General features: G+C 67.6%; 11 protein-coding genes and 1 pseudogene. 7 read left to right on the forward strand and 5 right to left on the reverse strand.

Going from position 1 to position 14,907, the window contains the following annotated elements; translation table 11 throughout:
• Positions 1 to 73 precede the first annotated feature (73 nt).
• Both GC150_06385 and GC150_06390 read right to left on the reverse strand, forming a co-directional pair.
• On the reverse strand, positions 74 to 1,546 hold the full coding sequence (locus GC150_06385; GenBank protein MBI1384519.1) for a deoxyribodipyrimidine photo-lyase: 1,473 nt from the start codon (positions 1,544 to 1,546) through the stop codon (positions 74 to 76).
• 147 nt (positions 1,547 to 1,693) lie between these two features.
• On the reverse strand, positions 1,694 to 3,442 hold the full coding sequence (locus tag GC150_06390; protein ID MBI1384520.1) for a tetratricopeptide repeat protein: 1,749 nt from the start codon (positions 3,440 to 3,442) through the stop codon (positions 1,694 to 1,696).
• Positions 3,443 to 3,657: 215 nt separating this feature from the next.
• Between GC150_06390 and GC150_06395 the strand changes: the two genes are divergently transcribed.
• Complete coding sequence (locus GC150_06395) at positions 3,658 to 5,004, forward strand: glycoside hydrolase family 3 protein (protein MBI1384521.1); 1,347 nt, start codon at positions 3,658 to 3,660, stop codon at positions 5,002 to 5,004.
• Between the two features lie 19 nt (positions 5,005 to 5,023).
• Here GC150_06395 and GC150_06400 read toward each other — a convergent pair whose 3' ends face one another.
• Complete coding sequence (locus tag GC150_06400) at positions 5,024 to 6,091, reverse strand: tartrate dehydrogenase (protein MBI1384522.1); 1,068 nt, start codon at positions 6,089 to 6,091, stop codon at positions 5,024 to 5,026.
• On the opposite strand from GC150_06400, the gene GC150_06405 reads away from it, so the two are divergent.
• Positions 6,024 to 6,824 (forward strand): hypothetical protein, encoded by an 801-nt coding sequence (locus GC150_06405; protein MBI1384523.1) that lies wholly within the window; start codon positions 6,024 to 6,026, stop codon positions 6,822 to 6,824. The two genes, GC150_06400 and GC150_06405, sit on opposite strands and share 68 nt — an antisense overlap.
• Before the next feature lie 30 nt (positions 6,825 to 6,854).
• On the opposite strand, the gene GC150_06410 is transcribed toward GC150_06405, so the two are convergent.
• Positions 6,855 to 8,786 (reverse strand): NAD(P)H-hydrate dehydratase, encoded by a 1,932-nt coding sequence (locus GC150_06410; GenBank protein MBI1384524.1) that lies wholly within the window; start codon positions 8,784 to 8,786, stop codon positions 6,855 to 6,857.
• 239 nt (positions 8,787 to 9,025) lie between these two features.
• Between GC150_06410 and GC150_06415 the strand changes: the two genes are divergently transcribed.
• Both GC150_06415 and glnA read left to right on the forward strand, forming a co-directional pair.
• Entirely contained in the window at positions 9,026 to 9,364 is a 339-nt protein-coding gene (locus GC150_06415) for a P-II family nitrogen regulator (protein MBI1384525.1), read from the forward strand.
• 183 nt (positions 9,365 to 9,547) lie between these two features.
• On the forward strand, positions 9,548 to 10,954 hold the full coding sequence (gene glnA / locus GC150_06420) for a type I glutamate--ammonia ligase (protein ID MBI1384526.1): 1,407 nt from the start codon (positions 9,548 to 9,550) through the stop codon (positions 10,952 to 10,954).
• 106 nt (positions 10,955 to 11,060) lie between these two features.
• On the opposite strand, the gene GC150_06425 is transcribed toward glnA, so the two are convergent.
• Positions 11,061 to 12,212, reverse strand: coding sequence for an alpha-D-ribose 1-methylphosphonate 5-triphosphate diphosphatase (locus GC150_06425; protein ID MBI1384527.1), 1,152 nt, complete (start codon positions 12,210 to 12,212; stop codon positions 11,061 to 11,063).
• A 119-nt stretch (positions 12,213 to 12,331) separates the two neighbouring features.
• Between GC150_06425 and GC150_06430 the strand changes: the two genes are divergently transcribed.
• The 3 genes and pseudogenes from GC150_06430 (at position 12,332) to phnE (ending at position 14,906) form a co-directional block, all read left to right on the forward strand.
• The gene (locus tag GC150_06430) at positions 12,332 to 13,132 is read left to right on the forward strand and encodes a PhnD/SsuA/transferrin family substrate-binding protein (protein MBI1384528.1); all 801 of its coding nucleotides are present in this window, start codon (positions 12,332 to 12,334) and stop codon (positions 13,130 to 13,132) included.
• A gap of 73 nt (positions 13,133 to 13,205) precedes the next feature.
• Positions 13,206 to 14,098: pseudogene (locus GC150_06435) on the forward strand (ATP-binding cassette domain-containing protein).
• A 16-nt stretch (positions 14,099 to 14,114) separates the two neighbouring features.
• Positions 14,115 to 14,906, forward strand: a complete 792-nt coding sequence (phnE, locus tag GC150_06440) for a phosphonate ABC transporter, permease protein PhnE (protein MBI1384529.1) — start codon at positions 14,115 to 14,117, stop codon at positions 14,904 to 14,906.
• The last annotated feature ends 1 nt before the right edge of the window (position 14,907 follow it).

Consider the following 14,907-nt stretch of genomic DNA (forward strand, 5'->3'; position numbering starts at 1 on the left):
ACGCTTATTCGCCTCCATTGCCACGAAACGATCACGTCCGACAGTCCCGATCATAGGTCGTTCGGGCATCGGATCAGGCGCTCCGGCTGGCCGCCTTCAGCTCCGCATAGGCCGAGAGCGCCCGCTCCCTGGCCATCGCGTGATCGACGACCGGCAAGGGATAATCGAACCCGAGCCGCAGTCCCGCGTGCTCCAGAACCTCGCGCGGTGCGAGCCAGGGGGCGTGGAGGTGCTCGTCGGGCAGCCTCCCGACCTCCGGCACGTAGCGGCGCACGTAGTTGCCCGCCGCATCGAACTTGCGCCCCTGTGAGACCGGATTGAAAATCCGGAAATAGGGCGCGGCATCGGCCCCTGAGCCCGCCACCCACTGCCAGCTCGCCGCATTGTTCGCCTCGTCGGCATCGACCAGGGTGTCCCAGAACCATTCCTCTCCCTTCTGCCACGGCACCAGGAGATGCTTGACGAGGAACGAGGCCACCACCATGCGCACACGGTTGTGCATCCACCCCGTCCGCCAGAGTTCGCGCATGCCGGCATCGACCAGCGGATAGCCGGTTCCCCCCCGCTGCCAGGCCGCCAGGAGCTCTGCATCCTCGCGCCAGGCAAAGCGCTCGAATTCGGGGCGGAATGGCGATGTCGCCAGGTCCGGCCAGTGAAAGAGGAGGTGATGGCTGAATTCGCGCCAGATCAATTCTCGCAGGAACGCCTCGACGCCGGCGTCACGGCCCTTCGCGGATGCCTGGACCGCCATGGCGGCATGCCAGACCTCGAACGGACTCAGTTCCCCCCAGTGGAGATGCGGCGAGAGGCGAGAAGTGCCGGCGATGTCCGGACGGTCGCGGCCCTCCGGATAGCTGGCGACCGCCGCTCGCAGGAATTCATCGAGCTGCCGGCGGGCGGCCCTTGCCCCGGGCGACCAGGCCGCGCGAAGACCGCCCGCCCAGTCGGGCCTGCGCGGCTCGAGATCCAGCTCGTCGAGGCAGAGGCTGGCCGGCCAGCGTTCCGGTCCGGCAAGGCGGCTCGGCGCCGCACGCGGCTGGCGCAGCGGCTCGCCGGCAAGGTGCGCCCGATAGAAGGGCGTGAAAACCTTGTAGGGATCACCTTGGCGCGTTGCGACGGTCTCGGGCTCCCTGAGGAGAGCGCCGCCGAAGCGTCGCACCTCGATGCCTTCCGCCGCGAGGCGTGCCTGCACGGCACGCTCGCTCTCGCGTTCCCCCGCAGAATGGCCGCGCGTCAAAGTCACGCACCGCGCACCGGTTGCCTTGGCGACCTCGGCAAGCTGGTCAGCGGCGTTGCCACGGCGCAGAACCAGTCTGCTCCCGAGCGCCTCCAGTTCGCCGGCAAGCAACCCGAGACTTCGATGCAGCCACCAGCGCGCCGCACCACCCAAGGCGCGCGGCCCACCGGTTCGCGCCCCTTCGGCACCATGCTCGAGCACGTAGACCGCAACGACAGCACGCCCGCCATCTGCGGCGGCCAGCAGCGCCGTGTTGTCGGTGAGACGCAAGTCGCGGCGGAACCAATGGATCGCTACGTTGTCCGCCATTCCGCCCCCACCCATGCCTCGGCGATCGCCACCGCGACGATCCGCTCTGGATGGCTGAACGTGCCGCTCGCCCCGGCGGATCGCCGACGCGGCCCGCTCGCTCCCTCGAGGCGGTGGATCGCGTTTCGTCGGTCGCCAGAAACAGCCCTACTGGAAGAGCAACTCGAAGAGGCTCTTGGGCTTCTGTCGCCGCTGGCGCTGGCCCTGGCGCGTCGTCGCCTGTCGCCGGGTATACCTGCGGTCGTCGTTGCCGAAGAACGATTCCCAATGATTGACCGGCCGGCGGGTTCGCCGCTCGTCGACCCTGGCGGTGCGCGGCGGTGCGGCGGCCCGCGGTGTGCGCAGCTTGTAGGTCCGCTCGACACCGTCGCTGCCCGCCACGGCGACCACGCCATCCTCACGCCAGACCCAGCGCGCCTCGTTGCTGCCGTGCCGGATGGGCTCGATACCCGGAACATTGCGCTGATAGAGATCGACGATGGCGCCCATGGTCAACTGCGCCGCGCCGTCGATACCGGGTGCCTCGCCGGCCTCGAATGTGAGCACGCCAACGCCCTCGAAGAGCCCGTCCTTGATCTCCCAGGCAACGAGCTTCGGCACGCTGCCGCCATATGTCTCGAGTGGCACGGTGACGTTCTTTTGGCGCGCGTATGTCGCAATGATCCGTCCAGAGCGCTCGCGCACGAGCGACCAGTCCGCGAGCCCGCTCTGCAATTGCGCCTCGCCGGCATCCACCACCTCGCCAGTCAGCCGCAGCAGCGCCTCGCTCGCGACCTTGTCGTTCGGATCGTTGCGCGCGACCTGGCGATAGTCCGCTATGGCACCCTCCGCCTGGCCGGCAGCCTCCAGGATGCGCCCACGCAACCTCAGGGCCGCCACATGGTTCGGATCGATCCGCAGCGCCCGTTCGATGTCGGGAAGCGAGAGCGCATCGACGCCCTTGTCATGGTGTGCCTGCGCCCGCCCGACGTAGGCCTCGACGTTACGCGGATCGCGCTCGAGCGCGGCGGCAAAGTCGGCGAGCGCCTGCTCGTGCACCTTGGCGCTGGCATAGGCCATGCCGCGGGCGCTGTAGGCTTCCGAAAGGTCGGGCGCCAGCGCGATGGCCTTGCCGAGGTCCTTGACCGCCGCACGCGCGTTGCCGGCATCGAGATAGGCCCGCGCCCGCGTGATGTAGATCGCCGGATCGTCCGGCATCAGCTCGACCGCCCGCGTCAGATCGCCGACCGCCTCGTCGAACTGGCCAAGGCTGATGCGCACCTTCGCCCTGTTGCGATAGCCCGTTGCGTACTGGGGATCGAGATCGATGGTGCGTGACAGATCCCGCAACGCCGCATAGGGGCGACCGGCATCGAGATGCGCCTGCCCGCGCCCGTTGTGGGCGACTGGAAGTTCTGGAGAGGCCGCGATCGCCCGGCTGAAGTCGGCGATGCCCTCGTCCGTCTGGCCGAGCGCGAGCCGCACGGCGGCCCGGTTCGAGAATGTCGCGGCGCTGCGAGGGGCGAGCAGCAGCGCCCGGTCGAAATCCTTCAGCGCCTCGTCCATCATCCCGATGGCATAGAGCACGTTGCCACGGTTGTTGTAGAACGCCGCGTTTTCCGGAAAGAGCGTGATCGCCTCGTTGAAATCCTTGATCGCCGCCGCCGCCTGACCGAGCCGCCAATGCGCGACACCTCGGTCGCTGAGCAGCAGCGCGCGCCGCTCGCTCTCGAGTTCACTGTCACCGAGCGCGAGGTCGAGCACCTTGATGGCGGCGCCGAAATCCTTGCGCGCCATCAAGAGGCTGGCCTCACGCGCGTTGGCCGTTGCGTCCTTGCTCGCGGCGATCGCACCCTCGGCCCCGAGGACGAGAAAGGCCGATACGGCCACACCGAGGAGTGCGCTTGCCTTCGTCATCGCCAACCTCCTTGGCCCGTACGCGTCGCCGAAAATCGCGCCGCCATCGGACGGCACCCTGATTCGAACCGGGCCTCGAGCCACGAAAGGTTGCGCGAATCAGGCACTTGGGTCAATCGATCACACGCGTTCGCCACATTCTGCACGTTTCCTCGCCCGATCGCAAAGCGCTGACGCCACCCACGGCATGCGGCGCGCTACTGGACCGGAGCCCGATGCCGAAGCCGCCGAGACGTCACGTGCGCATCGGATTGCCGGTCGTGCTGACCCTGGCGGCCATCGTCCTTTCCGCGCCTCTGCCCGTTCGCGCCGAAAAGTCCGAGTTCTTGCCACCTCGGACCGCCGCCGCCCTCTCCGACCCCGCGACCAACGCGCCCGTTTACGAAAACCGAATGGGACCGGTCGCCCCGCCCGTACGCAAACCAGCCGCGCCGCCCGCCAGAACGGTCGCACGCATCACGCCGGCACCGGTCACGACACCTGCCGTCCCGACACCGACACCTCTCGCCACGCCCGACACATCGCTCTCGAAGGCCGTCGCCAGTATGATCATGGTCGGCTTTCGTGGCCGTACTGAGAACGCGCCGGGCGTGCGCCGCCTTGCCTCGGCCATTGCCGACGGCAAGGTGGGCGGCGTCATCCTGATGGGCCACAACATCGCCCCGAGCGACGAACTCGCCGCCCTGACGGCGCGTTTGCATGCGGCCGCCGGTGATGGAACGTTGCTGATCGCGGTCGATCAGGAGGGCGGTGAGGTGCAGCGACTGGCACCGGCTGCGGGCTATCGCCGCTATCCCTCGGCCGCCGCCGTCGCCGCGCGCACCAAGCCCGAGGACGCCGAGACGGTCTATGCACGCCTTGCACGCGGCCTCGCCAGCCACGGCATCAACTTCAACCTCGGCCCCGTGGTCGACCTCGCCCGCAACCGGCGCAACCCCATCATCGCGGCTCGCAGGCGCAGCTACGGCGCCGCCCCCGATCGCGTCACCGCCTATGCCGCCGCCTTCGTGCGCGCCCACCGCTCCGCGGGCGTTGCGACCTCACTCAAGCATTTCCCTGGACACGGCTCGAGTTGGACGGACAGCCACGAGCAACTCGTCGACCTCACGGACAGCTGGCACGAGGAGGAACTCGAGCCCTACCGCGCGCTCATCGCCGCCGGCCTCGTCGACAGCGTGATGATCGGCCATCTCTATCATCCGGAGTTCGCGACCGAGGGCCGCCAGCCGGCATCGCTCTCGGCGCGCGCGATCGAGGGCCGGCTGCGCCAGGACCTCGGCTTTTCCGGCGTGGTGATCACCGATGACCTCGAGATGGCGGCGATCCGCCGTTCGCGCACGCTGGACGAGAGCGTGCTCGCCGCCATCGAAGCCGGGGCCGACATCGTGCTCGCTTCGAACGGCTCGACCAACGACCCCAGGCTCGGCGAGCGGCTCCATGCCCTCATCATGCGGGCACTCGCCAGCGGACGACTGAGCGCTGCCCGCATCGAGGCCTCGGCCCGTCGCATCGCCCGGCTGAAGGAGCGGCTCGCCGCGCGCGCCCTCGCGGCTGCCCGCTGAAGCGCCGCGCGGCTCACGCCTAAGCCGCGCTCGCCGCCTCGGCGATCGCCCGGCCGAGTTCGCCCGTCGTCGCCTTGCCCCCCATGTCCGGCGTCAGCGCGATGCGCTCGCGGATGACCGTCTCGATGGCCCCGACGATCGCGGTCGCCGCCGCCTGCTGTCCGAGATGCTCCAGCATCATCGCGCCCGACCAGATCTGACCGATCGGATTTGCGATCCCCTTGCCAGCGATGTCCGGCGCCGAGCCGTGCACCGGCTCGAACATGGAGGGAAATTCACGCTCCGGATTGATGTTGCCGCCTGGCGCGATCGCGATCGTCCCCGTCGTCGCCGGCCCGAGATCGGAGAGGATGTCGCCGAAGAGGTTCGATCCGACGATGACGTCGAACCAATGGGGATTGCGCACCAGATGCGCGGTGAGGATGTCGATGTGGAACTGGCTCGTCTTGATGTCGGGATAGCGCTTTGCCATCGCCGCGAAGCGCTCGTCCCAGTAGGGCATCGAGATCGAGATGCCGTTCGACTTGGTCGCCGAGACCACCTCCCGTCGTGGCCGCTTCATGGCCAGCTCGAAGGCATAGCGCATCACCCTGTCGCAGCCGCGCCGCGTGAACACCGCCTGCTGGATCGCCGCCTCGTATTCCGTTCCCTCGTACATCCGTCCACCGATCGAGGAATATTCCCCCTCGTTGTTCTCGCGCACGATCACGTAGTCGATGTCGCCCGGTTTGCGTCCGGCGAGAGGCGAGGCGAGCCCCTCGAATAGGCGCACCGGCCGCAGATTGATGTACTGCTGGAAGGTGCGGCGTATCGGAATGAGGAGCCCCCAGAGCGAGACGTGGTCCGGCACGCCCGGATAGCCGACGGCGCCGAGGAAGATGGCGTCGTGGCCGCGGATCTGCTCGAGACCGTCCGCCGGCATCATCGCGCCCGTCCGGTGGAACCGCTCGCAGCTCCAATCGAATTCATCCCATGCAAGCGAAAACCCGTGCCGCGCGGCGACCGCCTCCATAACCCGGATGCCCTCCGGCACCACCTCGTTGCCGATGCCGTCCCCGGCGATCGTCGCGATCCTGTATGTCGTCATGACGCCCCTCCATTTGCGGCTCACTGATAGCCCGGACGAAGCTCACGACAAAGTCCCGTCTGGACCACGCCCCGGCCGCGTGTCATTGCGTGCTCGCCAATCCAAGGGGAGGCGGGCGAGGCCCGTTCCGAACATGAACCTCTGGGTCCGCCTCATCTTCTATGCGCTCACCAACTGGCGTCGTCCACCGCTCGCCCACCCGCTCGATGCCTCGGTTCTGAGGTTCCTCGTCTGGCCGCTCGACCTCGACATCTTCGGTCATGTCAACAACGGTCGCTATCTGGCCCTCATGGACTTCGGCCGGCTCGACCTCATGGTGCGCTCCGGCATCTGGAAGGCGATGCGGGCCGCGCGCTGGACGCCGACGGTCACCAACATCACCGTGCGCTACCGCCGCGAACTGCGTCTCGGGACCCGCATCCGCCTCGAGACGCGCATCGTCGGCTGGGACGCGACCAGCATGCAGATGGAGCACGCCATCGTCATCGACCGCGGCCCTCGCGCGGGCGAACTCGCCTGCCTCGCCATCGCGACCACCGGCATCTACGATCGCGCCGCCCGACGGATGGTGGCAATCGAGGAACTGATCCGCATCGTCGGGGTCGACGTCGACCATCCACCCCGCAACGAGGCTCTCGAGACCATCGCGGCGGGCGCCAACGCGCTGCGAGACCACGCCCGCGCGCGCCAGGACGAGATCAGACCCGCCTCCGGTCAGCGTGGCGACACCTGACGGCGAAGGGCTCGGGCGGGCTCAGCCCGATCACTCCCAGAGACCCGCGAGGACCGCCGGCAGTGCCCCGGCGAGTTCATCGGCGATGAGCCCCGGACCGAGCCGCGCTCCCGCCTCCCCGTGCAGCCAGACCGCCGCCGAGGCCGCCTCGAACGCCGGCAACCCGTTCGCGAGCAACCCGAGCACGAGGCCGGCGAGCACGTCCCCGCTTCCCGCCGTCGCGAGCCACGGCGGAGCATTGTCGGCGATCGACGCGCGCCCGTCCGGCGCCGCAACGACGGTATCGGGTCCTTTCAGTACGACCACCGCACCGCACTGGCGGGCCGCCGCGCGGGCCTGCTCCAGGCGGCCCATGTCGGCCTCGGCCGCGATCTCGGGCCAGAGCCGGGAGAACTCGCCGGCATGCGGCGTCAGAACCACGGGTCCGGTGCCCGTCGAGCGGATGGCGCGTGTGAGAGCTTCGAGGTTCGCCGCGTGACTGGTGAGGGCATCGGCATCGAGGACGGCGGCGGGCCCTGCAGCGAGCGCGGCGGCCACCATCCCGCGGGTCTCGGCCCCGACCCCGGCGCCAGGGCCGACCAGCACCGCATTGAGGCGGCGGTCGGCGAGCATGTCTGCCAGCCCGGCCCAGCCGGCCACCTTGCGCACCATGATGCCCGTGAGGTGCGCGGCGTTGACGAAGGCCGCATCCGGGGGGCTCGCGACGGTCACGAGACCGGCGAGCCGGGCGGCGCCGGCGGCAGCAAGACGCGCCGCCCCCGTCGAGAGCGCGCCACCCGAGACGACGACCGCATGGCCGCGCGCATATTTGTGCGCCTCCGAGCGCGGTGGGGGCAGAACGTGCCGCCAGAGCTCCGGCCCATTGCGCCAAACCCGTGGGCCGATCGCCGCCAGAACGTCGCCCGCAATGGAGATGTCGAAGCAGTGCACCCGCCCGCAGAGGGCACGTCCCGGCATCAGCAGATGGCCCGGCTTCAGGCGAAAGAACGTCGCTGTCGCCGTCGCGCGGAAAGCGCCGCCACGCACGCGGCCTGTCTCACCGTCGAGCCCACTCGGCACATCGACCGCGATGACCGGCACCCCGGTCGCGGCAATGGCATCGGCGAGCCCGACGAGCCCCGGCGCAAGATCACGCGTGAGACCGGCGCCGAAGAGGGCATCGATGTAGAGGTCGGCTTCCGGCGGTCTCATGCGATCGGCATCCCCGGCCGCGATCGGAACGACCCGCCCGCTCCAGTCACTCGCTGCCCGCGCCGCATCCCCGACGAGCGCCGATCGCTCGCCGAGCAGATGCACCGACACCTGGTAGCCCGCCTCCGCGAGCCTCGCGGCCGCTACGAAGCCGTCGCCGCCGTTGTTGCCGGGCCCGGCGAGCACCACGATCCGCCCGCCGGGCATGACATGGAGGCGCGCGAGCGCCGCGACCGCCGCGCCCGCCTTCAGCATGAGATCGTAACCCGACGTGCCGCCCGCGATCGTCGCGCGGTCCGCCGCCGCCATTTCGCCCGGGGTCAGCAGTTCGTTGGCCGTCTCGCCGGGGCGGCGCTCGACGAGCGCTCCATCGCCCGCATCCGGATACTGTGAAAGCTCGATCAGATTGCCGTCCGGATCGCGACAATAAACCGAGCGGATCGGCCCCGCCGCACCGGTGCGTGCGACCGGCCCTTCGATGATCGCCACGCCAGCGGCCTCGAGACGGGCCATGGCCGCCGCGAGGTCGTCAACCACGAAGCAGAGATCGCCCGAGCCCGGGGTCGGCCGATCGGCCTTGGGCTCGAACGTGCGGTCCGCGGCATGCAGGTTGATCTTCTGGCGTGTCCGGCCGGCCCCGAAGGTGAGTGCGCGGCGCCCCGCGCCGAAGACTTCCGCGCGCATGCCGATGGCGTGCTCGTAGAACGCCACCGTCGCTTCGATGGAGGCCACCGTGAGCACGAGGTGGTCCAGGCGTTCGATTGCCATCATGTGCCTCCGCTGCGCCCTCGACCGGTCGCGACACGGGTCGAACCGCCCATTTTCTGCTCACGAATTAGGCACGACGCCCAAGATTCGAGCAATTCCACATATTCCGAGGCCCGGCCCACGGCCCGCCGCGACGAATCTGCCAACAGATCCCGATATCGCACACGCGTGACTCGAATTGGCACGCATCATGCTTAATGGTCCGGCAACGATAGCCGCAAGCCGGCCAGAAAGGGATGGTGATGAAGAAGATCGAGGCGATCATTAAGCCTTTCAAGCTCGACGAGGTGAAGGAGGCGCTCCAGGAGATCGGCCTGCAGGGCATCACCGTGACCGAGGCCAAGGGTTTCGGCCGCCAGAAGGGCCATACCGAGCTCTACCGGGGCGCTGAGTACGTGGTGGATTTCCTTCCCAAGGTGAAAGTCGAGGTTGTCCTCGCCGACGAGATGGTGGAGAAGGCCATCGAGGCGATCAAGGGCGCCGCCCAGACCGGCCGTATCGGCGATGGCAAGATCTTCATCCTGAACGTCGAGGACGCAATCCGCATCAGGACGGGCGAGACGGGCAACGACGCGATCTGAGCAACGACGAATGACGAGCGGCCATGGCTCGCGGCTCGATGGCGGCAGGTTCCGCCCGCGAGCCGACGCGGCCGCAAGCATGTGAACCTACCGGCCTGTCCGGGCCCAATGAGCTCTTCCCGGGCGGTCCGCGAGGAATGAAATATCGGAACCAGGTTTGACAGTCAAAGAGAGGGGTCTTCCATGGATGCCAACGAACTTCTCAAGAAGCTGAAGGACGACAACGTCGCCTTCGTCGACATGCGTTTCACCGATCCGCGTGGCAAGATGCACCACGTGACGCAGGACATCTCGACCATCGACGAGAGCGTGTTCACGGACGGCATCATGTTCGATGGCTCGTCCATCGCTGGCTGGAAGGACATCTCGCAGTCGGACATGGCGCTCATTCCCCAGCCGGACACCGCTCACATCGACCCCTTCTTTGCCGACACCACCATGGCGATCTTCTGCAACGTGGTGGAGCCGACGACGGGCGAGGCCTATGAGCGCGACCCGCGCAGCACGGCAGAGCGCGCCGCGGCCTACCTGCGCTCGACCGGCATCGGCGACACCGCATATTTCGGTCCCGAGGCCGAGTTCTTCATCTTCGACGACGTGCGCTTCCGCGTCGACACCTACAATTCCTCCTTCCGTGTCGACTCGAGCGAGTTGCCCTCCAACTCCGACACCGAATACGAGATGGGCAACCTTGCCCACCGCCCGCGCATCAAGGGTGGATATTTCCCGGTCCCGCCGGTCGACAGCTGCCAGGACATGCGCTCCGAGATGCTGACGGTGATGTCCGAGATGGGCGTCGTCGTCGAGAAGCACCACCACGAGGTCGCCTCCGCCCAGCATGAGCTCGGCGTCAAGTTCGGCCACATGGTCACGATGGCCGACCACATGCAGATCTACAAGTACGTGGTCCACAACGTGGCGCACGCCTGGGGCAAGACGGCGACTTTCATGCCCAAGCCCGTGTTCGGCGACAACGGCAGCGGCATGCACGTCCACCAGTCGATCTTCAAGAACGGTCAGCCAATGTTCGCCGGCTCGCAGTACGCCGATCTCTCGGAGACGGCGCTCTACTACATCGGCGGCATCCTGAAGCACGCCAAGTCGCTCAACGCCTTCACCAACCCCTCGACCAACTCCTTCAAGCGTCTGGTTCCGGGCTACGAGGCGCCGGTGCTGCTGGCATATTCCTCCAGGAACCGCTCGGCCTCGTGCCGCATCCCGTTCGTCGCCTCTCCGAAGGGCAAGCGCGTCGAAGTGCGCTTCCCCGACCCGACGGCGAACCCATACCTTGCATTTTCCGCCATGCTGATGGCGGGCCTCGACGGCATTGTGAACAAGATCCATCCGGGCGACGCGATGGACAAGAACCTCTACGATCTGCCGCCGGAGGAACTGCAGGAGATCCCGACCGTCTGCCGCACGCTGCGCGAAGCCTGCGAGAGCGTCGATGCGGACCGCGAGTATCTCAAGGCCGGCAACGTCTTCACCGACGACCAGATCGATGGCTACATCGAGCTGAAGATGGAGGAGTGCGAGCGCTACGAGATGTCGCCGCACCCGATCGAGTACGACATGTACTACTCGGCCTGAAATCGGCCGGACCGCAACCTCGGAAAGGGAGCTTCGGCTCCCTTTCTCGTTTCTGCTCGGGCGTTCGCCGGCAGCCGACACCAAGCGCACCAGCTGACGCCATCCGTTACTTCCAGGGCCGCCAGTACGCGATCCGCCCGCCCGCGACCGTCATCCGGACGGCCGGGTTCTCCCCTCCATTCCAATCCAGAACGACCACATCGGCCCTGGCGCCGGGCGCCAGCCGGCCACGATCGCCGAGCCGCATCGCACGCGCCGCATTCGTCGAGATGAGCGGCCACACCGAGGCCAAATCCGTACCTTGGCGCCCCGCCAGCCGTGCCGCGGCCTGCAGCAGGCTCGGATAATAATAATCCGAGGCGAGCACCGTACAGGAGCCGTCGAGAACCGCCGCGGTGGCATCGAGAGCGCCATTGTGGCTTCCGCCACGCATGACGTTCGGCGCCCCGAGGATGATATCCTCCCCACGGCCCGAAGCTTCGCGTGCGACGACCTCGGCCATCGGAAACTCGACGGCCGCAACTCCGAAGTCGCGGTAGAACGCGCGCTCCTCGCGCGTGCGCTCGTCGTGGGAAAGGAGAACGATACCCCGATCACGTGCCAACGCGGCCATGCGCCGGATGCCCGCCTCCACCTCCCCCCGGCGCTCCCAGATCGCGGCAACGCGCGCGATATAGTCCTCACTGGAGACGCCCGCGCGCTCGGCCCAGAGCCGCAGCTTGGGGAGTTGTCCCACCGTCAGCTTGGGAACGATCGGGGTGACATGATCATTGAACGCGAGTGCGGGGCGCGGCTCCGTCGCGAACCAGCGCTCGACGAGCGGCACCGCATCCATAGCGAACGTCTCCCAGCGCAATTGCACCCTGTGGTCGACCGCCAGCCTCGGCCGCGTCGCCGCCAGCGCCTCCATGAACGCGGCGGCACTCCCCATGCCTCGAAGCCCCGGCTCCCAGCTGACGGTCAGACCATGGAAGGCCGTGGTGATGCCGTTCGCCGCCAGCGCGCCATCGATCGCCTGCAGGGCGACCGGCCCGGCGACATCGACGCCCGGCCTCGGCATCAGGTCGCGCTCGAAGGCATCGCCATGCACATCGACGATGCCCGGTAGGACGAGCATGCCGCGCGCGTCGATACGCTTTGCCCGTGAGCCGGCGTGTTCCAGGATGCGACCGTCACCGATCGCCAGATCGCCCTCCCCGAACGCCCCCCCTGCATCGAGGACCCGACCACCCGCCAGCACGAATTCCTCTTCGACCATCTGTCACATCCCTGAAACGTTCGGAGCCTACTTGCAGGTCGCGGCGTCGTTAGCAGGACACGCCGCGTTGGTCCATGCGAGAATGAAGGGGGAGGGGGTCCATGAGGTTCCTCAGGAGGATGGCGCTCGCCGCCATGACCGCGATCGCGGTTGTCACCGGACAGTCGGTGGCGCAGGCCATGGACAAAATTACCCTGGCCGTCACGGACATCGAGGGCCTCGAGGCCCTGCAGACGGAATTCGGACCCTTCCGTGACGCGCTCGCGAGCGCCACTGGCCTCGAGGTGGAATTTTTTCCGGTCTCCAGCCGCACCGCAGCCGTCGAGGGGATGACCGCCGGCCAGGCGGATTTCGTTCTCACCGGCCCGGCCGAATACGTCGTGATCCGTGAACTCACCAAGTCGCGCATCGTGGTAGGCTGGCAGCGCCCCGACTACTACGGTCAGATCGTCGTCATGGCGAAAGGCCCGATCCGCTCACCCGAGGACTTGCGCGGCAAGACGGTCGCATTCGGTTCCATCGGCTCGACCTCCCAGCAGCTCGGGCCAGCCCAGTCGCTCGCCGACCTCGGCCTCGCGTACAACGTCGACTACACCGCCCAGATCATCAAGCGCAACGTCGCCGTCGAGGCTCTCATTCGGGGAGACATCGCGGGCGTCGGCATGAACAGGACGCATCTCGAGAAGGTCCGCGAGGCCTATCCCGACGAGGCCTTTTCGGTCATCGCCCGCGGTCGCGATCTGCCGAACGATCTCCTCGTTGCACGCGCCGAAGTGCCGGAGGAAATCGTCGAGAAGGTGCGCAAGGCCTTCGTCGAGCAGGGCCCCGCGCTGATGGCCGCGGTGCTCCAGGGGGACGATAACAAGAAGTACACCGGCGGCACGTTCATCACCGATCTCGCGGATCGCGACTACGACTAAGTCCGCGCCATGTACAAGAACATCGGCGTCGACACGTTCACCGCCTTCGTCGGCGACTGAGATCGCCAGTGCGATGACCGGGATACCGGAGAAGGGAGTCCGCGAGGGCTCCCCATTCGCCTTGAACGGGATCGACGCCAGCGGCCTCGGGCGCTGGCGCGTCTGCCCCGAAACCGGAGACGCGATCGGCAGCGTCGGCCATTTGGGGACAGCACCCGGCTCTTCGATCATCACGACACGCGGACTCTCCAAGTCGTTCCCCGGTGGCCGCACGGTGCTGGAGAATGTCTCCGTTGACATCGCCGGCGACCGCGCCGTCGCCCTCATCGGTGCCAATGGGGCAGGAAAATCGACACTCCTGCGCTGCCTCGTCGGGCTCCTCCCTTTGAGTGCGGGCGAGGTGGAAATCCTCGGGGAGCGTTTTCCCACCAGCCGAACGCCGGTCAGCGCCGCCGTCTCAGAAGTCAGCTCGGCTTCGTCTTCCAGTTCCACGGCCTCGTCTCCCGCCTGAGCGCGCTCTCCAATGTCGTACACGGCGCGCTCGGACGTGGCGGCGGCCCGCGCTCCTGGCACCAGGCGCTCGCGACATCGACGCTGAGGGCCGAGGCCCTCTCGGCGCTCGACCGGGTCGGACTCGCGGATCGTGCATTGACCCGGGCGGGTGAGCTTTCGGGCGGCCAATCCCAGCGCGTCGCGATCGCCAGGGCCATCGTCCACAAGCCGCGCCTCCTCATCGCCGACGAACCCGTCGCAAGCCTCGATCCGGCTGCCGGCACCGAGGTCATGGAGCTTTTCCGGGCGCTGACGGACACCGGCGATCAGGCGATCGTCTATACGACCCACAACATGGCCCATGCCCTCGCCTACTCCGACCGTGTCATCGCGTTGAGGGCCGGCTCGGTTGTCCTCGACGCCCCGACGCGGACCCTTTCTCACCGCGATCTGGAGCCGATCTACCGTGACTGAGCGCATCTCGTCCGCCATGCCGTCGAACATGCCGTCACGGTTCGAACGGCTCTCGGCCATGCAGTTCGTCCTCCTCGTTGCGGTTCTAGCTCTCGTTGTCTCCTCCATCGCCGAGGTCGCACCCTCCCTCGAGCGGCTCTCGACGAGCGCACCGCGCGTCACCCGTCTCCTCGATCGCATGTGGCCGCCGGACCTCGATCCCGCATTCCTCTCCCGCATGGCGCTGCGCCTCGTCGAAACGCTCCAGATCGCACTCGCCGGAACGGTGATCGGCGTCACCCTGAGCTTTCCGCTCGCCTGGCTGTCGGCCAAGGGCCTTTCCCCTCTCGGTCCTTTCCGCTTCGTCCCCCGCGTGCTGATTTCCCTTTTTCGCACCGTACCCGATCTCGTCTGGGCACTCGTCTTCGTGGTCGCCGTCGGGCTCGGGGCCGTCGCCGGAACTCTCACCATCGTCGTCGACACCATCGGCTTTTGCGGACGCTTCTTTGCCGAGGCGATGGAGGATGCCGACAAGCGTCCCCAGGAGGCACTCGAGGCCATCGGTGCACGCCGCATCGACGTGCTGTTTGCGAGCGTCGTGCCTGACGCCCTCCCCTCCTTCATCAACACGGCGCTCTTTGCCCTCGAGAAGGCCGTGCGCTCCTCGGTCGTTCTGGGGCTGGTCGGCGCGGGTGGGATCGGCCAGGAACTGACCGCCGCATTCGAACTCTTCCAGTACCCAAAGGCCGCGACGATCATGATCGCGATTTTCGCCGTTGTGTTGCTGATGGAACAACTGACAGACTGGTTGCGCCGCCGCATCGGTTGAG

It is taken from the genome of Hyphomicrobiales bacterium, assembly GCA_016125495.1.
GTDB lineage: Bacteria > Pseudomonadota > Alphaproteobacteria > Rhizobiales > RI-29 > RI-29.